The organism is Pseudoalteromonas sp. SR41-4, from assembly GCF_014163985.1.
GTDB lineage: Bacteria > Pseudomonadota > Gammaproteobacteria > Enterobacterales > Alteromonadaceae > Pseudoalteromonas > Pseudoalteromonas rhizosphaerae.
The window spans coordinates 222,108-247,580 of the sequence record NZ_JACJEI010000002.1 but is presented as its reverse complement, the minus strand read 5'-3'; the positions used below and the strand labels follow the sequence as shown (position 1 = coordinate 247,580).

Below are 25,473 nucleotides of genomic sequence, written 5' to 3'. Positions count from 1 at the left end.
ATTTAAAACACATGGTTTAATTTACTTCGTTATATAACAGCTATTGAGCCCGTTTCTAAGTTAACTTGCTAACGCAGCTTTTACTTTATCGCGATAACTACGGCTTACTTTTAATTCTTGGCCGTTCTCAAGCACTAATAAATACTCACCACTTACCTGAGTTACAAGCTTGCTAATTTGTTTAGTATTTACAATCGCACTGCGATGGACACGTACAAATAGCTGAGGATCAAGTTCCTGTTCTAGTTCTTTCATAGTTTTTCGTAAAATATGCGTTTGACCATCTTGGCAATGTAAACACATATAGTCACCAGCGGCATCAACCCATTGAATTGTCGCTACAGGTACACGGATTATTTCACCCTGCTCTTTCACCGCTAAAGATTCTGGGTAACGGCGATCTGTTAATGTATCGCCAGTTGCCAGTTTTTTCAAAATCTCTTCACAATTATTACCAGTAATTCCAGCTACAAAACTCGCCAATTTCTTTTTATGGGCGTTGTCTTGTTGCGTCTTCAAGTAGGTATGCACTTTTTCTACCGCCTGTTTTAGTCTGTTGTCGTCGACTGGTTTAAGGATGTAATCTAAAGCATGGATCTCAAATGCTTTGACTGCGAACTGATCAAATGCGGTTACGAATACAATAGCAGGTAACGCTCTGACACTTTCACTGAGTGCTCTGGCAACCTCAAACCCATTCATTCCAGGCATTTGAATATCTAAAAAAACTAAATCTATTTTCCCTGCTTGGCATGCATCGATAGCCTCTTGACCAGAGTTACATAACTTAATGACTTCGATATCATCAAACTCCTCTAATCTTACCGCTAACCCTCTACGGGCTAATGGTTCATCATCGACAATCAGGGTCTTAATCTTGCTCATTTCTTCACAGCCTTCTCAAACGGAACGCGCAGATTCACTTTCAATCCACTTGGCGTATTATGTGATAACACAAACGAATAGTTATTTTCATACAAAGTTTTCAGGCGGTCTTTCGTATTTGCCACCCCTACCCCTTGTGAATTAACTAATTGGCCATTAAGTAATTCAGTACCGGGGCCATTATCGCCTACTTCCAATAATAGTTCATTAGCAAAAACTTGTGCTTTAATATCAATTACTCCCCCTTCGCTAAGATGAGCTATTGCATATTTAATCGCATTTTCGATGATCGGTTGCAATATTAAACTCGGCACTAATGCATTTTTTGCTTCATCACTGATTTGCACATTCACTTGCAACCGTTCATCAAAGCGTACTCGCTCTATTTCAAGATAAAGCATCAGTGCATGCAACTCTTGTTCAAGTGGGACTTTTTTTATCGGATCGGTATTGAGTGTATAACGTAAAAAGTCGCTCAACTTTGACACCATTAAATTAGCATCTTTATTCTCTTTTACCAAAATCAACGTAGATATAGCATTAAGAGTATTAAACAAAAAATGAGGATTTAATTGATAACGTAGCATTTTCAGTTGTGCTTCATGCGCCATCGTTGTTGCTTTAAGGGCTTTTTGGCGCTCACTTTGCAGTAGTTGATAATATTTAATGCCAAAGTACAAACCACTCCAACAAAGAATAATATAAACCGAATCTAAGCCTTGTTGCAGATAGTAAAACCATTCTGTAGGACGATAACCATGGCGATAAATCTCCCATAAATTAAATTTTTGTATTACCGCCCATAAAGTGCCTGTAATGTACGAAGCGCCGAACACTACTAACATTAAAACCCAAGGAGATGCATTCCAGGCTTTGCGATACATATAGCGCAATGGCACAGTCATTAAACACCCGGCGTAAGCATTGAGTACGATCACAAATACATAAATATCGCGCATCTCAAAGACTTTTGAGCCAATGTAGTTAACAAGTGCATAACCGATCCAACCCGCAATCTGTAATACCCAGAAAAAGCGTTGGCGGTTATCAACTAAGGATTGCCAATTCAAAATAGTTAATTACCTCATTTATTTGTAATTATTATATAGCGTTAGCGCAGTTGGGATCACTACCGACTATCTCGCTTTTCACGAGCCTTACCGCAAATAACTGTTGGTGAAAACTTTATTTTAGCCACAAAAAAAGGAGCCATAGGCTCCTTTTTAATACTTATTTTAAAAGCTTAAGCTGCCGCTAGGCCTTCTTTAGCTTTTGCAACAAGCGCTGCGAATGCAACTTGGTCATAAACAGCGATATCTGCAAGGATCTTACGATCGATTTCTACAGATGTCTTTTTAAGACCATTGATAAAACGGCTGTAAGACAGACCATTTTGACGTGAAGCAGCATTGATACGTGCAATCCATAATTGACGGAAAGTACGTTTCTTCGCACGACGGTCACGGTAAGCGTATTGACCCGCTTTAGTAACAGCCTGGAAAGCTACGCGGTAAACACGTGAACGTGCTCCGTAGTAACCTTTTGCTTGTTTTAAAACTTTTTTGTGACGTGCACGTGCGACAACGCCGCGTTTAACTCTTGCCATTTCTAAAAACCCCTATTAAGCGAATGGTAACATACGTGAAACTAGACCATGGTCGTTCTTATGAACCATCATCTTAGGACGTAGGTGTAACTTACGCTTAGAAGTTTTCTTAGTCAGAATGTGACGAAGATGCGCTTGTTTACGCTTGAAACCGCCAGAAGCAGTCTTTTTGAAACGCTTAGCCGCGCCTCTGTGACTTTTTAGCTTATAAGCCATTGCAATAACTCCAAATGTATTGCTTTAAAATTAGTAAGCAGGCGTGAGATATATTGCTATAGCTCCACTTTTAGGCCTAACTTACTGCCATATTCCGGTGAAAACCCAACATAAATGCTGCAGTTTTACTTTATTACCGGTTAGCACAGGTGAATATTTGCATATTACTTGGTGACCTGAGCTAAATTCGCTGCGTATCTTAGCTTGTTTATTGCTTTTTAGCAACAGGCGCCATCATCATAACCATTTGGCGACCTTCAACACGATTAGGGAAAGACTCAACAACTGCAAGCTCTTCCAAATCGCCTTTGATACGGTTTAATAATTCTATACCAATTTCTTGGTGGGCCATTTCACGACCACGGAAGCGGATGGTAATCTTAGCTTTATCGCCACCTTCTAAGAACTTACGTAAGTTGCGAAGCTTAACCTGATAATCACCTTCATCCGTGCCAGGACGGAATTTGATTTCTTTTATCTGGATTTGCTTTTGCTTCTTCTTCTGCTCTTTTAGTTCTTTGCTTTTTTCAAAGATAAACTTACCGTAGTCCATGATTCTACAAACAGGCGGCTCAGCATTTGGGCTAATCTCTACTAGATCAACACCAGCGGCATCAGCCATAGTTTGCGCGTCTTTTAATGACTGAATTCCAGCTTGCTCGCCTTCAATGTCAATTAAGCGAACTTCTTGAGCTGTAATTTCTTCGTTAATACGATTTTTTTGGGCTGTTTGTTGCCCTTTCTTGCCGCCTCTAATAGTACGTTCCTCCAAGAATATCAAATAATAAGCGTGTAGTTAGCAATTAAATGTATGCCCTACACGCAGAGTTTTTATAGTCGATTTTTAATTTCTTCGCTAATTTTAGCGACAAATTCATCAACATTAAATTTGCCCAAGTCTTCACCTGTGCGGGTACGTACAGCTACTTCTTGTTGTTCAACTTCTTTATCACCAACAACAAGTAAATATGGGATACGTTTTAATGTGTGTTCACGGATTTTAAAGCCAATCTTCTCATTTCTCAAGTCAGCAGCGGCTCTAATTCCAAGTTTATTTAATTTTTGTACAATTTCCTGCACATAAGCAGCTTGTTTATCAGTGATATTCATAATCACTACTTGCTTTGGTGCAAGCCAAGTCGGGAATAAACCCGCGTACTCTTCTGTAAGAATACCGATAAAGCGCTCGATAGAGCCCAATATTGCACGGTGTATCATAACAGGTGTACGACGTTCGTTGTTTTCAGCAACATAAGTTGCCCCTAAACGCCCTGGTAATGCAAAATCTAGTTGCACTGTACCACACTGCCACGCTCTGTCTAAGCAATCGTACAAAGTAAATTCAATTTTTGGACCGTAGAAGGCGCCTTCACCCGGTAAATAATCAAATTCGATGTTATTTGCTTTCAGTGCATCAGCTAATGCAAGCTCTGCTTTGTCCCACATATGATCTTCGCCAATACGCTGTTCAGGGCGTGTTGACAGCTTAACCACAATTTTTTCAAAGCCGAATGTTTCGTACGTATCGTAAACCATTTGGATACACGCTGATACTTCGTCCATGATTTGCTCTTCAGTACAGAAGATATGGGCATCATCCTGAGTAAAGCCACGTACGCGCATTAGACCATGAAGTGCGCCTGACGGCTCGTTACGATGACAACAACCAAATTCAGCCATACGCAGTGGAAGATCACGGTACGATTTTAAACCTTGATTAAAGATCTGTACGTGACCTGGGCAGTTCATTGGTTTGATTGCGTATTCACGCTTTTCAGATTCAGTGGTAAACATTGCTTCTGAATACTTTTCCCAGTGACCTGATTTTTCCCATAAAGAACGATCCATCATCATTGGACCTTTTACTTCTTCGTACTGGTACTCGCGTAACTTTTCACGCACAAACTCTTCAAGTTCACGGTAAATGCTCCACCCATCGTTGTGCCAAAACACCATGCCTGGCGCTTCTTCTTGCCAATGCCATAAATCAAGTGCTTTACCAATACGACGGTGATCACGTTTTTCGGCTTCTTCTAAACGTTGTAAGTAGGCTTTAAGTTGCTTTTTATCGCCCCATGCAGTGCCATAAATACGCTGCAACATTTTATTATCTGAATCGCCACGCCAGTAGGCACCGGCTACTTTCATTATTTTGAAATGTTGGCAAAAACGCATGTTCGGTACGTGTGGACCACGACACATATCGATGTATTCTTCGTGGTGATATAATCCTGGACGGTCATCTTTAGCGATGTTTTCGTCAAGGATTTGAATTTTGTACATTTCGCCGCGCGCTGCAAATGCATCACGGGCTTCTTGCCAGCTTACGGTTTTCTTAATCACGTCGTAGTTTGTTTTAGCAAGTTGCAACATGCGCTTTTCAATAGCTTCTAAGTCATCTTGACTTAATGAATGTTCCATATCGATATCATAGTAAAAACCATTATCAATCGTTGGACCAATTGCCATTTTTGCATCAGGAAACAGTTGCTTAACCGCATGTCCTATTAAGTGAGCACATGAGTGACGAATTATTTCTAAGCCGTCATCATCTTTTGCGGTGATGATTTCAAGACGAGAATCGTCAGAAATTAAATCACAGGCATCAACGCGAGTGCCATTAACACGACCAGCGATAGTGGCTTTTGCTAAGCCTGGGCCGATATCATTGGCTACATCAAGTGTACTTACAGGGTTTTCAAAACTACGCTGACTGCCGTCAGGAAGAGTAATAACTGGCATTATAAGTCCTTACTACAGTGGTGACGCCTACAATGCATCACATGTATTTATTAAATTAAAATGAATAACTCGACAACGCTTTTACGAATAAGCATTGTTAATTTTAACCGTATTTGGTTAATGTATTTGTTGAGTCTTAGCAAACACAAGCGGTTATTGTCGCGTTTGGAGCCACTAAATACAAGTATTTAGCCAGACAAATTGACAAATAACCCTCGCATTTCATACTTAATTTAATTTCAGCTGTTGGATAACCTAATGACGACGTCTAATCGTATCCGTTTTGCCACTTTAAATTTACTTAATTTTACGGCGCCACCTTATTCTTTTTATCAATTACATGAACGTTACAACGCAACGCAATGGCGGCAAAAACAGCAATTTATCACTGACTTTCTACAGCAAAGTCAAGCAACGGTTGTTGCTTTCCAAGAGGTGTTTAGCCCTAAAGAATTGGCCATTTTGTGTAAAGAGCAAGGCTATGACTATTTTGCTACTGTTGCCAGTCCACGCAGTGATCATCTCTATCCACAGGTATTATTTAACCCTGTGGTGGCGATTGCCGCGAAAATCCCTTTTCAAGCATGCCACGAACTCACCCCTTGCCCAGAACTACTTGAGTACTTAAATAATCAAAATGAATTTAAATTTAATCGCACACCTATTAAATGCAGTTTTGATGTACCTGAATTTGGTGATTTAACCTGCTATGTGGTGCACTTTAAATCACAACGGGTGCATTCAATGGCGCATATTTTAAACATTCATAATCAAGACGATCCCTTATTAAATCTATTACAACAAACCGTTGGCATGATGCAATCGCAAATATCACGCTCACTGGAAGCTTCGATTGTTTATTATGATGCGCTAAAAACCCAGCGTGAAAAAAACTGTGCAACATTAGTAATGGGGGATTTTAACGACAATATTGACAGCCCTGCGCTGTCATTCATGACCCAAGGATTTCACCCTACTCGTTGCGAGCCCTGTTTAGAGCTTGAACAACCCATTGTAGGATTAACTGATTCGTTTGAATTAAGCAGTGAATCGGCAAATGGTAAAGTAAAACCAGCAACACATTACTATCAAGGTCGTGGCAATGTGCTTGATTATATTTTGACCTCAGGACACTTTAATACTGATTGTGCATTATCGCGGATAAAATCGTTGCACTATCTAAGCTTTGATAAACACTTAAATCCAAACCAAATTGATGAAGATATCTGCGTAAGCGACCACAGTGGCATTGGGATTGAAATCGGTTTTTAAAATGCACTGTTTTTAAGGCGTTTAATTGATATAATGCTGCCCAAATTAGTTATTTAGAGAATGACAATGAGAACATGCGGTGTAGAAATTACCGGTAGTGACGTACTACTGTGTATTTTAACAAAAGATAACGATGTATTTGATATACGAGATATTCGCCAAACTCGCTTTACCTTAGGTAATGGTAATGACACTGAAGTAATGCGTAAATTCCAATTTGATTTTGCGAAACTTATGCAGGACTATCAAATTGACTCAGTTGCTATTCGTCAACGTGCGCCTAAAGGTAAATTTGCCGGTAGTGCGAACGGTTTCAAAATGGAAACTGCAATTCAATTGATCCCTGAGCTGAGTGTTTATTTATTCAGTACAACCGAGATCAAAGAACAATTAAAACGTAATCCTATTCCTATTGATTTCGCTGAAACGGGGCTTAAAAAGTACCAAGAAAATGCGTTTGTAAATGCATATGTACATTTAATGAAAAAAACCTACCGCAGCGAAGAGCTTTAATTTTCAATTAGAGTTCAATTTATAATCAGATACTACGCTAGTGTGTACTGCAATGTTTTTGTTGTAGCTACAGCTAGCGTTTTTTTATTGCCTAATATTTATCATTTTTATTACTACATTGGTCGTATAGCGCTTTCATTTGTCGACAATCTGTGTTTTTCTAACTGAGTAGACTCTCACAACATTGACACGGAGACCGTACATGCAAATAAGTAACAATAATACAACTGCAACCGATGCGAATAAAACAGTCAAAGATACAGCTGGCTTAGAGCATAGCTACTATAAAGGAGCACAAAGCCCAGCATTGATCAATAAAACCATAGGTGATTACTTCGACTCCATTGTCGACAATAATCCAGACCACCCTGCGATAGTGCTGCATCATCAAAACATTCGTTTAAGCTATAAAGAATATCAGCAGCAGATCAACCAGCTGGCAATGGGGTTACTGGCTTTAGGTGTAAAACCAGGTGATCGTGTTGGTATCTGGTCACCAAACAACCTTGAGTGGTGCTTAACCCAATTTGCGACCGCCAAAATTGGCGCAATCATGGTCTGTATTAACCCAGCGTATCGTCCAAACGAACTGCAATTTGCACTAAATTCAGTCGAGTGTTCAACTCTTATAACCGCTTCAAGTTTCAAAGCCAGTAATTACCTAGGCATGCTTAATGAATTACTGCCCGAACTTGCCGCTGCAAAAGCTGGGCAACTGCAGGCAAAAAACCTCCCCTATTTAAAAAATATTATTCGCATTGGTGATGAGCCTGCCGCAGGCATGTTTAGTTTTAGTCAAGTTATGACAATGCCAACGGCCGCCCACCGCGTTGAGCTCAACGCCATTGGTGCAACTTTGCAACCAGATCAAGATATCAACATTCAGTTTACCTCCGGCACAACAGGCAATCCTAAAGGCGCTACGCTCTCCCATAAAAACATTTTAAATAATGGTTTTCTTATGGCTAATGCAATGCGCTTAACTGCAGATGATAAGCTGTGTATTCCAGTGCCGTTATATCACTGTTTTGGAATGGTATTAGGTAATTTAGTATGTATAAGTAAAGGAGCTACGGCAGTATTTCCAGGAGATTCTTTTGATCCAACAATCACGCTTGAGGTAGTTGAAAAAGAACGCTGTACTGCACTGCATGGCGTACCTACGATGTTTATTGCTGAACTGGAACTAAAAGATTTTGCTCGTTTTGACTTATCCAGTTTACGTACGGGCATCATGGCAGGCTCGACGTGTCCTGAGCAAGTAATGCGTAAAGTACAATCGCTGATGCATATGAATGAAGTTGTTATCGGTTACGGCCAAACGGAATGCAGTCCCATTAATAATGCCACGGAGATTGACTCATCCATTGAAAAACAAGTTACTACCGTCGGCCGCGCGCTGGCGCATACAGAAGTAAAAATTATTGACGAAGTAGGTAATATACAAAAAATAGGGCTTGCTGGCGAAGTATGCAGCCGTGGTGCGGGTATTATGCGTTGCTATTGGAATGATGAAGAAAAAACCGCCGCAACTATCGATAAAGAAGGCTGGCTACACTCTGGTGATTTAGGTGTAATGGATGCGGAAGGTTTTGTTGCAATAGTGGGCAGAATTAAAGATATGATCATTCGTGGTGGCGAAAATATCTACCCGCGCGAAATTGAAGAAGTACTTTACACTTACCCTGGCGTGCAAGATGCTGCTATTTTTGGCATCAGTGACGACAAGTACGGCGAAGAAGTATGTGCTTGGGTGCAGCCTAAAGATGATGCCGTGTTAACAGAGCAAGAAATTCGCAGCTTCTTAAAAGATAAATTAGCTTATTTTAAAATACCAAAACATATTCAATTTGTTGAAAGTTACCCTATGACGGTTACCGGAAAACTACAAAAGTTTAAAATGCGCGAACAAATGCAAGCACAATTAAAAGACAACGCGTTTTCATAATTAGCCAAAGCTCACGTTAGTTAATAACGCCCAATGTAATTTAAAACCTTGGGCGTATTATAAGATTAATAGCTTAACAGGCCTATTCTGGCGGTTTTAAAAAATACGTTTGCGCTAATGCATTATGAATGCCCGCTAATTCAATTTGGATTTGATCCATATAATTGTGTAAGTGGCCATTTTTAAGCGCTCTTACATCTTCAGCTTTCAATTGTTTTACCACTGCATCTATTAAATTTATAATCTCTGTAGAGTTTGGCAAAGGTGAAATCAGCGTTTTCAGCTCTATTAAGCAAAACAAAATTGATCGTGGAAATACTTCACTGTGCATCACGAATTCTAATACATCAGCACGTTGCACCCGTACGCTCATCTCTTGTCGATACATTTGATAAGCACTAAGCGAGCGCAATAAGCTGATCCACTGAATATTTTCATAAGGTTTTGCTTCATCGCTGGTGATCAACGTCTCTGAACGAATGTCTAATATCCGTGACGTCATATCAGCACGTTCTATTAACGACCCAAAGCGGATAAACGTAAAACCATGATCATGGTTAATAGTCGCATCTAAAGCACCAAATATTTGATGGGCTGATTCGATGATTTTCTTTAGATAAGCAAATCGGCCACGCTTAGCAAGCCCTTCTTTTTGATTATCTTTTACATAGTAATAAAGGGAGTTAATTTCTTCCCATACATCGCGAGGCATTACGTCTCGGATCGTCCGAGCGCTCTCTCTAGCATAGATAATAGAATTTAAAATAGACGAGCCATTATCACTACCTACAAGTAAATAACGCAGCGCTTTTTGCTCTGTGTAATCAGCGTGTTTATCTTCATACGCCTGACGTGCGCCAATAATATCTATTAATGGCTCCCAGCCTGTACATACGCCTTTAGGTAAATCCAACATCAGCATGTTGTTGACATTAATTAACCGTGCAACATTTTCTGCACGTTCAACGTAACGAGCTACCCAATATAAAGTTTCACCTACTCTTGATAACATATTATTTAGCCTCTTCGTCAACAATCCAGGTATCTTTACTACCACCGCCTTGAGATGAATTTACCACTAATGAACCTTTCACCATCGCAACACGAGTAAGGCCACCAGTAGTGATCTGTGTGTCTTTACCTGACGATAATATAAACGGTCTCAAGTCAACGTGACGTCCATCAGGCTCTGTCCCGTCAAGGGTGGGAACCGTAGACAAATCAAGAGTTGGTTGCGCTACCCAATTCCGTGGATCGGCTTTTATTTGTGCAATGGTTGCTTGTTGCTCTTTTTTAGTCGATTTAGGACCAATCAATAAACCATAGCCACCCGACTCGTTTGCAGGTTTGACAACTAGTTTATCGATATTTTTAATAACATAATCACATTCTTTAGGATCTAAACACTTATAGGTTGGCACATTTTCTATCTTGGGTTCTTCATCCAAGTAATATTTTATGATGTCAGGTACATAGGCATAAACCACCTTATCATCCGCAACCCCTGCACCGGGTGCATTGACTAACGCCACATTACCTTTCGACCATGCTCGCATTAAACCGGGTACACCTAATTGTGATTCAGGTAAAAAAGCTTCGGGATCTAAGAATAAATCGTCGATGCGTCGATAAATTACATCAACGCGTTGCAAGCCTGTAATTGTGCGCATATAGACACAGTCGTCTTTTTCGACTACTAAATCACGCCCCTCTACTAATTCACAGCCCATCTCTTGAGCAAGGTAACAATGTTCAAAATAGGCGGAGTTAAATACACCGGGTGTTAATACCACTACTTCAGGCTTATCGTCTGGACGAGGTGACATTGCTGCCAACATATCAAACAGTTGTGAAGGATAATCATCAACTGGTAAAATCGACACTTGTTCGAATAACTCAGGGAAAACACGTTTCATCACAGAGCGGTTCTCAAGCATATAAGACACCCCAGACGGCACGCGTAAGTTATCTTCGAGTACAAACATAGTGCCATTTCCATCGCGCACTAAATCGGAGCCGCAGATATGCGCCCATATATTATTTGGCGGAGTAATTCCAACACATTGAGAGCGAAAGTTAACTGATTTTTCGAGTAAGCCTTTTGGAAAAATACCGTCTTTTATTATTTTTTGATCATGGTATAAATCATTTATAAACAGATTCAACGCTTCAACACGCTGTTTTAAACCTACCTCAATAGTTTGCCATTCTTTTTTACCAATAGTGCGCGGAATAATGTCAAACGGCCACGCTCTATCGATCATATTGCCTTCATTATAAACTGTAAACGTAATGCCCATTTCTTTTATGGCAAGATCTGCAACAGCTCTGGCTTTAACTAATTCTTCTTTTGATAAGCTAGAAAAAAACTGTGCTAACTGTTTACCGTGCGTTCGAATATTTCCTTGTGCGTCTATTAATTCATCAAAAAAGCCATTTGTTTGATATGCTTTCCAGTCAATTTTCATACATCCTTCCGCCTTATCCATTATTAATATTGAGTTGTTTTAATCACTCCAATCGAATCATATCAACCGCTACATCAAGCAATTGTGTACCGCCACCAAAAACCACGCCTTTCAAAGGAGTGACATCAGAAAAATCACGGCCAACAGCAAGTGTTATATGCTGCTCATTAGGCATAACATTATTTGTTGGATCAAAGTCTACCCAACCAAACCTTGGCACAAACACAGAAAACCATGCATGGGTCGCATCTGCACCTGCTAACTTTTCTTCCCCCTCGGGAGGCATTGTTTCTATATACCCGCTAACATAACGTGCTGCTAAACCAATACTGCGTAAGCACGCTATCGCAAAATGTGCAAAATCTTGGCAAACGCCCCTTTTTTGTGCAAAAACAACACTCAAAGGCGTACTAATCGTAGTAAAACCGGGATCATACTGAAACTCATGAAAAATCCGTGCCATGAGATCTTTACAGCCACAAATCAAGCTAATATCAGCTAAAAACGACGTTAAAGCGTATTCCTTTATACCCTGTACAAAAGGAGTATATTGAGATGGCAAAATAAACTCCGATGTTTTTAACAGCTGATATGTATTTGGCTTTGCGACGATATCGCGAGCCTCTTGCCAAGGCATATCAGTGTCGACGAGGTTAATATTTGCACTTAATAAAAGTTCCACTTCACTGGTCATAGTCACTTTCAGTTTTTTATGCTGAGTGGCTATTTCAAACGCGGTCACTTTATTATCAAAATAATCCGTAAATTCTTGTAGATAATTTGCCGGCGGCTCAATATCTATGCGACTACTGTGGCATATCTGAGCACGATTTGTTTTTGGTGTTAACCGTGCTTGGTTTTGACACAAGCTAACAAAATCGGCATAACTGTAGGTTGTGGAATGCTTTATTTTATATTTCACGATTGAGCTTGCTCAATATTAGTCCAATTCAATTTATTCGCCGTTTGTGTATGAGAAAAATACTGCAATAATAATACATCACAAAAGGTATTTAAGTTCAGGCGAATATTATGGTTAAACTCGATTAACTGTTTACGAACTCCAGCGTCCGTCCTTTGCAGGTAGTCTTTTTCTGTGACATAGCAACTCGTTTTAGAAAGTAAAATTGCTTTTTCATGTGCTGCTATCACTCCCTGTCTGCGTTTAGTCGGTAAATGCTTACATAACTGGTTTATTTGCTCTAACTGAAAAAGTAATGAGCGAGGGTATTCTGCATCCAGTAATAACAGCTCAAGCCCAGTACCTATACTTTGATACATTCTATAGCGACGTTTATGGGTCACTAAGCTAACTTGACTACTCAAAACCGCTTCGAGTAAACCAAGCTCTTCAGCTTGCTCGAGTTCTTGCGTTAATAAAGCCCCTGTTAATGAGGTGATTTGTAAGCTGCGCTCAATCCTGCGACCCATCTCAAGTAAAAACCAGCCATTGCTGTTTGGCATACAATCCACTAACGAGCCATTAAAGGCCATGATCAAACCAATCACTTTATCTAAAATACTTTGCATCGCACGTGATGAAATATTGATATTGATATGCTTTAGCACTTTAACTTGTTCATTGATTTCATCAATAATACGACGACTATCATGGGACAATAATTCTTGGACCTGTACTGATGCATTCGCTAAATAATTTAACGTATTTATTATACTACCCGCGCGTAGCTCATCAGCGAGTAAAGCAAACGCTGTTTGCTTAGACACTGCGCTATCAAATTCTTCAAGCTTGATTGCTTGCTCTACATAAGGGTAAACAATATGCTGAGCGCTGATAGCAGCCAACAAACGAGCAACAGTACTGCGGCGTATTAAATCTGGATAAATAGCCAACTCAGTGTAACGATCAATAAAGATACGTAATATTCTTATGGTATTTTCACAGCGCTCTAAATAACGACCGAGCCAAAATAAATGTTCTGCAGTACGACTTGATATAACCCCTTCAAGTAAGCTTACATCCATTCTTTTTTTAATTGGTGTTGGTACACTTTGCTCAGTTAAATCAATATCTTTACTGGTATTTATCCAAGTATCTTTGAGCCAACCAGCGCCCTTAGCGTTAGCACTATTTTGATAAGAGAAACACAGTGCCGATGGCAGCACTTCGATGCCATTTTCTGTGGTTAATACATAACACCTAAATACCACAGGTTTTGCAATTAACTTACCGTCATCCCAAAATGGTGCGCTACTAAATGCGGGTTTATCTTGAAAATAATAATCGCTAGGTTGCTTAGTTATAAGTTGTTTAATTTTATCCGCGTCTAAATGGCCATCAAGTGTTAGTTTAGGATCTTTATAACTACCAAACACTAACTGTGACCAATCCGATGATTTAACATCTTCAATGCTGTGGTACTTAGGGCAATCTAGTAATAATGGTTGTTGTAAAAGTTGCTCTGATAGCTGGGCTAAATTACATTGTATTGCTGGTGATGAGAGTACCCCGCTACCAAAAGGATTTAATACTTTTACTGAGCCCTCACGTACAGCTTGTAATAAGCCTGGAATACCATGTAACGAGTATTGTGTTTGTTCAAGTGAATCGATACTTTGATCTGGGATCCAACGTAAAATCACATTGATTTTCCCCAACCCTTGTAATGACTTTAAACACACTTCGCCATTACGCACTGTTAAATCAGCGCTTTGCACTAAAGTATAGCCAAAGTAAGTAGATAGAAACGCATGCTCGTTATAATTTGGATCATCGATCCCTTGAGTTAAAATAACAATACGAGGATCATCCATATAATGAATAAACTCGTTAATGCCTTCTTGAAACAAATTTAAAAACTCTTTAATTTGTTGCACGTTGCATTCAGCAAACTCTTCAGCCATAACGCGCCTAGCTATAATGCGGTTTTTAAGCAATAGCCCTAGACCTAACGGACATTGGCAATGATCAGCTAAGACTTTAAATTCACCCGATGGTGCGCGATACACATCAACCGCTGTAAAAAACAGTTTTAGCTCATCACTTGGTAAGCTAAATCCTTCACGTAAGTAATGACTATCTTGGTACAGCTGCTGCGGTGATATTTGCCCACTCAAAAGTAGCTTTTGCTCAGAATAAACATCTTGTTGGATCTTATTAAGTAATAAAGTTCGCTGTTTTATGCCTTGCTCTAACGTATTCCAATCTGCTCGAGAAAACATAAAAGGCAGTGGATCGAAGTGCCACTGTTGATTACTCTCACTTTTAATATTGCCATTTTGCAAAAGTTGCGTAATTTCAATGGCACGACTACTTACATCTTCAGCGGTTAAACTTGCTAAACGATTAAATAAAGTATCCCAATGCTCAGGGTTTAAGCCACTGTGATCCGCCAATTCATCATGACCGTGGCGTTTATCAAGGTATAAAGACAACCAATTAGGCAGCTCTGGCATCGTATTATTATTAATGTACAAGCTAAAAGCGCTCCGCTATAGAAAGTAAACTATCATTCTAGTTCAATTTGTTGGTAATTGTATTAACAAAAGCGTCTGTTAAATAATGACTCTACTTTGCGTAATGTCAAAGTGGAGTCATACAATGAACAACCCAAAAAGATGATTTATTTGAACTTAGGTTGTCTCCTTAAATCGAGCGTATTAGGGTAATCTGAATTAGTATTTTCTTCATCGGGAACAACAAATTCACTCACCGATTGTGCTGATTCAAAGCTTCGTGTCGCAGCCGATGGGCTCCAACTAGGCTGATCAGATGCTAATAATGATGGTGTGTGACCATGCTCCCAAAATCGTGCAACCCTTCGCCCTTCAGCTTCAAATGCATTAACGGGTAATGTTTCTGGATTTCGCCCACCAGCATGACTAACATGGTAGACAAAACCACCCATTGAGCGGCCTTCCCAGGTATCGATCAGATCAAATACTAACGGTGCATGTACACCAATTGTAGGATGCAGCGCTGTTGGTGGCTGCCATGCACGGTAACGGATCCCGGCAACCATTTCATCTTTCGCTTTGCCTTTAACAATTTTAAGCGGCACGCGTCGGCCATTACATGTAACGATATAGCGGTCACTCATTGTGCCAATTACTTTGATTTGCACGCGTTCTAATGACGAATCAACATACCGAGCAGTACCAGATGCACTGGCTTCTTCACCCAGTACATGCCAAGGTTCAATCGCGGTTCTAAGCTCTAACGTCACATCATCGAGTTCTCGGGTGCCGCAAACAGGGAACCTAAACTCAAAAAATGGGTTTAGCCAACTTACTTGGAATGCAAAACCAGCTTGCTGCAGATCTCTAACAACCTCAGCTAAATCATTTTCAACATACTGAGGTAATAAAAATTTATCATGTAATTCGGTGCCCCAACGGATCAACGGTTTGTGATAAGGCTTTTTCCAAAACCAAGCTAATAAAGTCCGTAATAACAACATTTGCACTAAGCTCATTTGTGAGTGAGGTGGCATTTCAAACCCCCTAAACTCGACAATACCTAGTCGTCCTGTTGCTGAATCGGGTGAATATAGCTTATCAATACAAAACTCCGCCCTGTGTGTATTACCTGTTAAATCAACAAGTAAGTTGCGTAACAAACGATCAACGAGCCATGGCTCAGGTACTTCCCCTTCAGGCATATGTGAAAATGCGATTTCAAGCTCATAGAGCAACTCATCACGTGCTTCATCCACACGAGGTGCTTGGCTTGTAGGGCCAATAAATAAACCTGAAAATAAATAAGATAATCCAGGATGGTGCTGCCAATAAGTAATAAAACTTCTTAAAATATCTGGGCGTCGTAAGAACGGGCTTTGCTGCGGCGTTTCACCACCTAAAGTGACATGATTACCCCCCCCGGTGCCGGTATGACGACCGTCCGCCATAAACTTATCTGTTCCTAAACGTGCTTGTTTGGCTAGATCGTAAAGTGTCGTTGTTCTATCTACCAATTGCTGCCATGACGAAGATGGGTGGATGTTCACTTCAATGACACCTGGATCAGGTGTCACGGCGTATTTTTCTACACGACTATCTTTAGGCGGGCTATAGCCTTCAATAACAACTGGGATTTGCAGGGCTTTTGCGGTGCTTTCAATCGCATTTAATAGCGACATATAATGTTCAAAATGGCTCGTTGGGGGCATAAAGATGTACAACCGCCCTTCTCTTACTTCCAATGCCATTGCGGTTTTGATCATTTGTTGACCAATAAAGCCTTTTTGCAGTTTTTTAGCTTTTGTAAAGTTATCTGGAATATCAAACGGATCTCGCTCAATAATGTTGCTTGTCCACTCAAGGCTATCAAGCGGTAATCTATAACCAAGGGGTGATTCACCTGGTAATAAAAAACAGTATTCGCGTTTAAATTCCCATTTGCATGACTGCCAGCAATGTTTCGCTTGATTAAACTGCAGCGGCAATGCATAACCAACAGGCTTTTCAATACCTTGTTCCATTTTAGCTAAAAAGCCTTTACGGCTCATTGCACTAAGAAGTTCAGGCTGTTTAGGCCCCACCTCTTTGGGTAACGATGCCTCTTGCCATAAATGATATAAAATATCTTCATAGGCTGTAGTGATAGCCTTGGTTTCAAGGCCTATTTCTGCACATAGCTGTTCTGTAAAACGCTTGGTATCTGTGTGGTCTAATTTATAATCTTTATTCGGATCAGCTAATAAACTGGCATCTTGCCACAAAGCTTCACCGTCTTTTCGCCAATAACATGCATATTGCCAGCGAGGCAGTGACTCTCCCGGATACCATTTACCTTGCCCATAATGTGTAAAGCCACCTTTGGTATATGCTTTGTTCATCGCAATAAATAAGCTTTGTGCTAACACTCGTTTTTCTTTACCGTCGGCTTCTGTGTTCCATTGGGGATGTTCCATATCATCAATAGAAATAAACGTCGGCTCACCGCCCATTGTTAAATGAACACCTTCCTTAACATATACATCATCAACTTGCTGACCCAAGCGGTTTATTGCAGCCCATTGTGTTTCTGAATATGGCTTTGTAACGCGAGGGTCTTCATGTACGCGCGTTACTTTGTTATAAAAACTAAATTCTGATTCGCACTTATCTATGCCACCAGAGACAGGTGCTGCTGAGCTAGGTTCAGGTGTGCACGCAAGCGGAATATGGCCTTCGCCAGCAAATAAGCCGGAGGTAGGATCAAGCCCGATCCAACCTGCGCCTGGGATATATACTTCAGTCCATGCGTGTAAATCAGTAAAATCTTCATCAGGACCACTTGGGCCATCAAGTGATTTTTGATCTGATGTAAGTTGGATTAAATAACCAGATACAAAACGAGCAGCCAAACCTAAATGACGAAACAGTTGTACTAACAACCACGCAGAATCTCGACATGAACCGGTTTTTTTTGTGATGGTTTCGTTCGCCGTTTGAACTCCAGGCTCTAAACGAATGCCGTAGCCAACAAGATTATAAATTGACTGATTGACCGCAACTAAAAAATCAACACTTCTGATTGGTTTTTCCGGACGTAACGAATCAATCAATTCTAAAAACTTAGGACTCGCCTTACGTTTTTTTAAATAGGGATTAAGCTCAGCCTTTGCGACTTTATCGTATTCAAATGGAAACTCTTCAGCATATTCTTCTAAAAAGAAATCAAACGGATTAATTACCGTCATTTCAGCCACTAAATCAACAGTAAAACTAAACTCAGTTGTGGGGCTATTAAATACCACTCTTGCCTGATAATTACCAAAAGGGTCTTGCTGCCAATTGATGTAATGATCTTCCGGCACTATTTTTAATGAATAGCTTTTAATTTTAGTTCGGCTATGCGGTGCTGGACGTAAGCGGAAAATATGCGGCCCCATATTTACTGGGCGGTCGTACTTGTATTGAGTATGGTGCGCTATACCAACAGTAATTGTCATCGATTAATCCCTCTTTAATTTTTTGTATAGCCATTTAAGTATAACTTACTACTACCTGCCTGCTATTTAAGCAATATACATTCCATATAGATTACATAATAAAATTAGGCTGTTAGCCTATATATTGGTCACTATTGACTGTTTAGAATCAAAGAGCGAGCGCTGTGAAGAATTATTTGGTGCGACATTCGCACCAAATTAGCACAAAGCTAAGTATTAAAAATCACACAGCGCTTATTATTTTATGTAATTCACCAATAAAGCATGCCTGTTTTTTCTAGCGATTAAATAGAAAAAAGTCCCAATTAATCACAACACCAGTTAAATGCTTCGCTAAAACGAACTTAAAAAATAGTTCGCAATAAAACCACGATTAAGCTTCTTAACAGTGTTATAGTAGTTTGATTTTTAATCGCCCTGAAAGCCAAACTAGCAAGCTTAGTGTCTTTAAACAAGCAATGTTGGCATTTTATTTTGCTAATTTATTATTAGCATCAATGCTTAAGGTAGATTGTTCACAGTTAGATCATGACGTAATACACATCCCGCCTATCTTCATATTAAGGACTCTATTTATGCAAACATTAACAAACATTGGTGACAACTTGGTTAAAGGAATATCTGCCCGCTATGGTTTAAGTTATGAGGCAGTAGTACATATGTTAGTTGCAGTAAATAATGGCGGCGGTTCAATGGCGCAGTTTAATTGCCCAGAGCTTGGCGGCTCAGGTCAATGGATGCGCGGTGGAATGACAATGGTAGGAGACATGTTCAATAATGGCTTGAAAAACACCGTTGATAACTTATGTAACGAACTTGCCACTATTTTAGCAAACAACCAAGTTTTCCCCGTCATTCCTGCCGGTACTTTAGGTAGCAACCAGTGGTGGCCAGTTAATTTAGGTAATCCATCGAGTACCGGTTCACAAAACAACACCCGTTATGCTGTTTTTCCTAATCGCTTAGCCATTGAAAAAAATGGTCAGGTCACACTCTATGATACGCTCGATCACCAGATCGGGGGAGTAAGCCAGCAACAAGGCAACGATATATCGCTTACCTTTAGTAGCCAGTGGGGAAACATTAGCGTAAATAGTTTGCCAGTGATTGCTGATGATAGCTTCACTCAGACACATTCAAGTCACAATACCAACTTTGCCCAATCAACAGACTTTGCAAAACAACAGCAATCCCCCCCTGAGACAGGCTCAAATGATAAAATGATGAGTAGCGAGTCGACAGCTATTAATGCTTCGCAATACTCAGTGAATGAAACCCTCGACATTATTGAAAAATTAGCACAATTACGTGATTTAGGCGCACTCACTGATGCTGAGTTTAATGAGAAAAAATCAGATTTATTGCAACGAATTTAACGGCAAGTAATCTCAGGCTTATTAATTTTATAATTTGCTAACTTTATAATTTGTTAGCAATATAGCTAATGTAAGTCTGTTCACTGAATAATTTGTCATTGTATTTATCAACGGATACGGTAAAAAATATGAAAACGTTTAAATGTAACTGCAAAGATAATCAAATATTGTTTTTTGAAAGTAGTCACTGCCTTGCCTGTGGCAAAACTGTTGGTATTGATGACAATTTTAACCTTGTAGAACCCTACGAATTTAATGACACAACGGGCTTATATTACAAAGCGTCAGCCCCTGATGTGCCCTATCAAAAATGTGATAACAATGCACACTATAAGGCATGCAATGGCATGGTTGATATCGACAGTTTTGTACCAGCGCCAGACACAGAAGAAGTGCTGTGTTTCGCATGTCGGTTTAATGAAACAATCCCAGATCTAAGTATTAATCAACACATTCCACTTTGGACCAAAATGGAAACAGCAAAACGCCGAGCATTGTATACACTTAAAGCGCTTTCTTTACTATTAAATAACCTCAGCCAAGATGCCGAAGGTGGCCTTAGTTTTGATTTTATAACCGACCGCAGTGTTAATGACCATTTCGTGACTAAATTAGCAGGTCAAGAAAATGTTTTTACTGGCCATAACTGCGGCCATATTACTATCAATTTGGCTGAAGCTGATGATGTCGCTCGCTCACAAACAAAGCATGCTATGGGTGAGCGCTATCGCACTTTGCTTGGTCATTTTCGTCATGAGTTAGGACATTATTATTTTGACCAGTTAATTGCAAATTCACCGCATAAACATGCTCTATGTAAACAATATTTTGGCGATGATTCTTTAGATTACCAACAAGCGATTGATGCCCATTATAAAAATGGCGCTCCTGCTAATTGGCATGAAAACTATATTAGTGAATACGCCACCATGCACCCTTTTGAAGACTGGGCAGAAACTTGGGCGCACTACATGCATATTATTGATACTTTAGAGACAGCAAAAAATTTCTCTATTACCGGTTCTACACTCGGTAATGAATTTGAAGTTGAGGACACTGATGAGTTAAGGCTACCGCAAAACTCGTATTACTTTAATAGCCAAACATCAATCGCAGTAATGTTGGATAGCTGGATGGAATTTTCGATTATTTTAAATTCGTTAAATCGCAGCATGGGCTTAGCTGATGCTTATCCATTTGTTTTAACACAGGCGGTACGCACTAAGCTTTCGTTTGTTCATCACGCGATCCATAACAGGCTTAACCTTATGCCTGATTTAAATACAACAGCTGAGAACACATAACAACAGCTTTGATAATGTAATTTCGGCAAATGCTCTATCCGGATTAACAGCACTGACACAGATAACAAACCGCAGTACGTTATCAGCCAGCTAACACAACACATCCGCTAATGAGTATGACCTGTATTGCGTTATAAACTTTTGGTATTACAAACTAAAGCTTGCCTGATACTTAGTTGAAATTAATCGTACTCGTTCAAATGGCCAATGCTCAGCGAGCCAATGTAAGATGCATAACCGTAAGGTATTATTTAATTCCTGACTATCATTACGTAGCCAAAAAGTAATCTCACTATCGAATTCATTGTTCACCCCAGGATCAATATACACTGAGCCTAGGCAGCGTGTTTTTTTAGGGTTTAATATCGCATAAGCAAATGCTTTTTTTTCGTTAAACTCTGCGGCATGTTGAGCTAAGCTTTGACGATTCTCTTCAAGGGTCATATCGGCTTTTGGCCAATCAGGCTTGGGGGCGAATATACCTTTTAGCTGCGGCACACTTGACATTACAGCAGTAAAATCAAGCTCGACTACCTGCTCATTTAATGGAGTAAAATAAAACGCAGTTGTTTGCAGCGCTTCTGGGGGGTTAAAATCCGTCGATACAAATAAAGACATTGCTTCCTTCCTTGCTAATATTTAACTGATAAAACCAGCCATTGTTGTTTTAATCCTATAAAATGAAAGCCGCCAATCAGTAAACAAATGATCGAGCTCCAAAGCCAAAACATCTCACTGCGTCCTAGCGGATTAGTCATTAAATATAATCCTGCAATACCGCGAAATAAATAAATCGCAGTTACCACAACTAACACAAAGCGTATGAAAGGTAGCTGTTTGAACAAACCCGCGGCTGAAAAAGCATATAACGACCAAACGCTTAATACAAAAGCGATGAAGAAAGTGATCAGCGAAGGCGTCAACTTACCCTGCTCCGCGAGCATTGCCATGTGCTCACCAGCACCGAAAAAGCGATACCACGGCGCACCAAAAACAATACAACCAAGGTGAGCGAGTGCGGCTAAAGCACTTAAGCTGCCTGCAATCAGCAAAAATAGGTTCATACACTGTCAACTAATTCACATTTAACTCCACCATAATACGAAAAAGCTATTAACTTCAAGTATTCACTGAAATTATTGTATGAAAAGCGTACATTCATAAACTAAGGTCAACATAAAATACAACTATTGCTGTTCAATTGCGAAGTCCGCTACTAAATTGTCTTGCCTGATATTCAAGCGCAACTGTAATTACGCTTGAATATCAGACGCTACACATTACTTTAGTGTTTGCTCAAACGCACCTACATCGCCAGGGAAAACCACCGGTGATTCAATACCGTCTTTATTAACCGCAGCAACCCCAAAATAATAATTATCAATGACTACATTTTTAAGAGTCGCTTCACTTACATCACCCACATAGCGGCTAAACTGCCATTGTGGTTCACTGGTATAACGCCAATAGAGTCTGTACCCCGTGGTCGTTTTATCATTATTTTTTTGCCATTTTAAGGTCGTACTAGGTTGCACAGCACCTGATATTTCAACGTTATTAGGTGGTGCCGGTGCCCATGCCATTGACGCTAAACTTACCGCATTAAGCGCTGTTAATTTTGCGGTATAATCAAAATCAACGCCATCAATGGTATCACCATAAACAATACCATCCTCAGTGCGTAAGTCTTGATGTTGATGGTTATAATTTTCGTTCGTTTCCATTACCCTTACAGCAGCATAACCCATGTCGTTAAACGGGCGATGATGCCCTCCTCGACCAAAGCGATCGAGTCGATAAACTAACAATGTGTCAAGATTGGGAATATAGCGATCGGCAATGGTATCGATATAACGGGCTAAATTACGACTAGCTGAATCGACCTCGCCACCGGTAAAACGGCGTTTATGCGCTTGCTCTTTGGTTTCGATAACCCGCGTACCTTCAGAGAAAATACGTGCAGTCGTGTTATCAGTAACGCCATTAATACCAGTAATATTACCAATCATGTCATTATTGAGTACACCGTGTACTTGCCAGCCTTGCTTTTGTGCATAGTCGGCTAAAATTTTACCACCAAACAGTCCTTGCTCTTCGCCTGAAAGCGCGGCATAAACAATTGAGCCATTAAATTTATATTTAGATAACACGCGAGCTGATTCAATCACCCCAGCAACACCCGATGCATTATCATTCGCCCCTGGTGCGTCGCTGGTAAAATCCATTACATCGCTGACCCGTGAATCAATATCGCCCGACATCATCACCATCCGGTTTGGCTGATCAGTACCGCGTTGAATAGCAATAATATTCACCACTTCAACAGGATTTGGAATACGCTTTTCGCCAGAAATGGTATCTTTAACTTCTATTACTTCTAAACAGCCACCGCATTGCTGAGAAATTTTCTCAAACTCAGCCTTGATCCAACGCCGAGCTGCACCAATTCCTCGGGTGTTTGATTTTGTATCTGATAACGTATGACGAGTGCCAAAATCAACAAGTGTTTGAATATCACTGCCAATACGTGTTGCTGAAACATCAGCGGCAATATCATGAAGCTTGGTTTGATCTTGATAATTTAGCTCAGCGGCCAAGGTGCTTGTTGAAATAAACAATGTAGTTATTAAAATTGCGGGCTTGAGGGTCGATAGCTGATAGGTTTTATGATCAGACATAGTGTTGATGCTCTTTATTATTTGATAAATATACAATACGTGAGCAGTTACCTGCTGCAAATAATTTTGAGACCAACACCTGTTTAACTCGTTCAATCACTGATTGGTTAGATAAACGGGATAATAATCGCGATATGAACAAATATACGTCAATAAAAAACCCACCACCAATATAGTGGGCTCATGTACATTAAGACTATCGTTTGTTAAACAACACCTTGCTCAATCATAGCATCTGCTACACGACGAAAAGCAGCAATATTAGCACCTAACACTAAATTACCAGGTTGATCAAATTCAGCGGCTGTATTACTTGCTGTATCAAAGATATTTTTCATTATTTGTTGCAGCTTAGTATCGACCTCTTCGAATGTCCACATTTGCATACTGGCATTTTGCGCCATTTCTAATTGGCTCGTCGCAACACCACCCGCATTAGCTGCTTTGCCAGGGCCATAGGCTATTTTAGCAGCAAGCAACACATCGACCGCTTCTTTAGTACTTGGCATATTTGCGCCTTCACAAACTAATATACAGCCATTGCTTATTAACGTTCGCGCATCAGCTTCAGTTAACTCATTTTGCGTCGCACAGGGAAAAGCAGCATCAGCAACAAAACGCCATACCGCATGTCCATCACTGGGGTAATCTGCACAAGTAATATACTTCGCATCGCTGTGGGTTTCTAAATAGACAGCTAAACCTTCACGCGCACCTTCTTTAAGCTTTTTAACAAGTGCAACATCAATACCTGATTCATGATACAGCGTACCGCTTGAATCACTGCAAGTGATAGGTGTTGCCTCTAATTGATAAAGTTTTTCCATCGCGTAAATTGCCACGTTCCCGGCACCAGAAACTAAACAGCGCTTACCTTTAAGTGAGTCATCATTGTCTTGCAACATGTAATTGGCAAAATAAACAGCGCCATATCCTGTCGCTTCTTTTCGAGCCAATGATCCACCCCACAATAAACTTTTGCCGGTAAAAGCACCGTCGTAACGTCCGGTCAACCGTTTATATTGACCAAACATATAGCCTATTTCGCGTGCCCCAACGCCAATATCACCCGCAGGCACATCGGTGGTTGGGCCGATATGACGATACAGCTCGTTGATAAATGATTGGCAAAAACGCATTATTTCGCTGTCAGAGCGGCCCTTAGGATCAAAGTTTGCGCCGCCTTTACCACCACCAATCGGTAAGCCAGTTAACGCATTTTTAAAAATTTGCTCAAACCCTAAAAATTTTATGATGCTGGCATTTACACTTGGATGGAAACGTAAACCACCTTTGTATGGACCTAAGCTTGAGTTAAATTCAATTCGATAGCCTTTATTGACATGAATATTACCGTCATCATCAACCCAAGGGACTCTAAACATAATTTGACGTTCAGGTTCAACTAGACGTTGAATAATCGCATTTTTTTGATAGTCGGCTGAGTTTTCAAGAATAGGTTCAAGTGATTCAAGCACTTCTTCAACGGCTTGATAAAATTCGCATTGTGCTGGGCTAGTTTGTTTTAAATGTGCAATGGTATCATGGATATAATTCATAATTATTCTT

The 25,473-nt window shown here is 40.1% G+C and carries 20 protein-coding genes; 5 read left to right on the top strand and 15 right to left on the bottom strand.

Annotated elements, in window-relative coordinates; all coding sequences use genetic code 11:
• Positions 1–60 precede the first annotated feature (60 nt).
• The 6 genes from H5180_RS02725 to thrS form a co-directional block, all read right to left on the bottom strand.
• Entirely contained in the window at positions 61–885 is an 825-nt protein-coding gene (locus H5180_RS02725; protein ID WP_145233180.1) for a LytTR family DNA-binding domain-containing protein, read from the bottom strand.
• On the bottom strand, positions 882–1,955 hold the full coding sequence (locus H5180_RS02720; protein ID WP_145233178.1) for a sensor histidine kinase: 1,074 nt from the start codon (positions 1,953–1,955) through the stop codon (positions 882–884). Before H5180_RS02720 ends, H5180_RS02725 begins: the two co-directional genes overlap by 4 nt.
• A gap of 173 nt (positions 1,956–2,128) precedes the next feature.
• A complete protein-coding gene (gene rplT, locus H5180_RS02715; RefSeq protein WP_008110477.1) occupies positions 2,129–2,491 on the bottom strand; it encodes a 50S ribosomal protein L20 in 363 nt (120 codons plus the stop codon).
• A 15-nt stretch (positions 2,492–2,506) separates the two neighbouring features.
• Positions 2,507–2,707 (bottom strand): 50S ribosomal protein L35, encoded by a 201-nt coding sequence (rpmI, locus tag H5180_RS02710; protein WP_004587840.1) that lies wholly within the window; start codon positions 2,705–2,707, stop codon positions 2,507–2,509.
• Positions 2,708–2,915: 208 nt separating this feature from the next.
• Positions 2,916–3,479 carry a translation initiation factor IF-3 gene (infC, locus tag H5180_RS02705; protein WP_145233176.1) on the bottom strand — a complete coding sequence of 188 codons (564 nt, stop codon included), beginning with the start codon at positions 3,477–3,479 and terminating at the stop codon, positions 2,916–2,918.
• Positions 3,480–3,538: 59 nt separating this feature from the next.
• On the bottom strand, positions 3,539–5,449 hold the full coding sequence (gene thrS, locus H5180_RS02700; protein WP_182734229.1) for a threonine--tRNA ligase: 1,911 nt from the start codon (positions 5,447–5,449) through the stop codon (positions 3,539–3,541).
• A 258-nt stretch (positions 5,450–5,707) separates the two neighbouring features.
• Between thrS and H5180_RS02695 the strand changes: the two genes are divergently transcribed.
• From H5180_RS02695 to H5180_RS02685, 3 genes are all read left to right on the top strand, one after another.
• Positions 5,708–6,721, top strand: a complete 1,014-nt coding sequence (locus H5180_RS02695) for an endonuclease/exonuclease/phosphatase family protein (protein WP_182734231.1) — start codon at positions 5,708–5,710, stop codon at positions 6,719–6,721.
• 66 nt (positions 6,722–6,787) lie between these two features.
• Positions 6,788–7,234, top strand: coding sequence for a DUF3010 family protein (locus H5180_RS02690; protein WP_145233170.1), 447 nt, complete (start codon positions 6,788–6,790; stop codon positions 7,232–7,234).
• 202 nt (positions 7,235–7,436) lie between these two features.
• Complete coding sequence (locus H5180_RS02685; protein WP_182730608.1) at positions 7,437–9,182, top strand: AMP-binding protein; 1,746 nt, start codon at positions 7,437–7,439, stop codon at positions 9,180–9,182.
• Positions 9,183–9,264: 82 nt separating this feature from the next.
• Here the strand turns inward: H5180_RS02685 and H5180_RS02680 are convergent, their stop codons facing one another.
• The 5 genes from H5180_RS02680 to H5180_RS02660 form a co-directional block, all read right to left on the bottom strand.
• Positions 9,265–10,194: an alpha-E domain-containing protein gene (locus H5180_RS02680; RefSeq protein WP_145233168.1), complete on the bottom strand. Its 930-nt coding sequence runs from the start codon at positions 10,192–10,194 to the stop codon at positions 9,265–9,267.
• 1 nt (position 10,195) lies between these two features.
• Positions 10,196–11,650 carry a circularly permuted type 2 ATP-grasp protein gene (locus tag H5180_RS02675; protein WP_145233167.1) on the bottom strand — a complete coding sequence of 485 codons (1,455 nt, stop codon included), beginning with the start codon at positions 11,648–11,650 and terminating at the stop codon, positions 10,196–10,198.
• A 43-nt stretch (positions 11,651–11,693) separates the two neighbouring features.
• The gene (locus H5180_RS02670) at positions 11,694–12,572 is read right to left on the bottom strand and encodes a transglutaminase family protein (RefSeq protein WP_145233166.1); all 879 of its coding nucleotides are present in this window, start codon (positions 12,570–12,572) and stop codon (positions 11,694–11,696) included.
• Entirely contained in the window at positions 12,569–15,088 is a 2,520-nt protein-coding gene (locus tag H5180_RS02665) for a circularly permuted type 2 ATP-grasp protein (protein ID WP_145233165.1), read from the bottom strand. Before H5180_RS02665 ends, H5180_RS02670 begins: the two co-directional genes overlap by 4 nt.
• Before the next feature lie 146 nt (positions 15,089–15,234).
• Entirely contained in the window at positions 15,235–18,546 is a 3,312-nt protein-coding gene (locus H5180_RS02660) for a DUF2126 domain-containing protein (RefSeq protein ID WP_145233164.1), read from the bottom strand.
• A 575-nt stretch (positions 18,547–19,121) separates the two neighbouring features.
• Here H5180_RS02660 and H5180_RS02655 point away from each other — a divergent pair.
• Positions 19,122–19,922, top strand: coding sequence for an SHOCT domain-containing protein (locus tag H5180_RS02655; protein ID WP_149982508.1), 801 nt, complete (start codon positions 19,122–19,124; stop codon positions 19,920–19,922).
• Positions 19,923–20,050: 128 nt separating this feature from the next.
• On the top strand, positions 20,051–21,226 hold the full coding sequence (locus H5180_RS02650) for a putative zinc-binding metallopeptidase (RefSeq protein WP_182757616.1): 1,176 nt from the start codon (positions 20,051–20,053) through the stop codon (positions 21,224–21,226).
• 147 nt (positions 21,227–21,373) lie between these two features.
• Here the strand turns inward: H5180_RS02650 and H5180_RS02645 are convergent, their stop codons facing one another.
• The 4 genes from H5180_RS02645 to gdhA form a co-directional block, all read right to left on the bottom strand.
• The gene (locus H5180_RS02645; RefSeq protein ID WP_182717431.1) at positions 21,374–21,844 is read right to left on the bottom strand and encodes a hypothetical protein; all 471 of its coding nucleotides are present in this window, start codon (positions 21,842–21,844) and stop codon (positions 21,374–21,376) included.
• A 14-nt stretch (positions 21,845–21,858) separates the two neighbouring features.
• Complete coding sequence (locus H5180_RS02640; protein WP_182717430.1) at positions 21,859–22,290, bottom strand: hypothetical protein; 432 nt, start codon at positions 22,288–22,290, stop codon at positions 21,859–21,861.
• Between the two features lie 216 nt (positions 22,291–22,506).
• Entirely contained in the window at positions 22,507–23,904 is a 1,398-nt protein-coding gene (locus H5180_RS02635; protein ID WP_149982512.1) for a M28 family peptidase, read from the bottom strand.
• Between the two features lie 206 nt (positions 23,905–24,110).
• On the bottom strand, positions 24,111–25,463 hold the full coding sequence (gene gdhA / locus H5180_RS02630; RefSeq protein ID WP_182757615.1) for an NADP-specific glutamate dehydrogenase: 1,353 nt from the start codon (positions 25,461–25,463) through the stop codon (positions 24,111–24,113).
• Between the last annotated feature and the right edge of the window lie 10 nt (positions 25,464–25,473).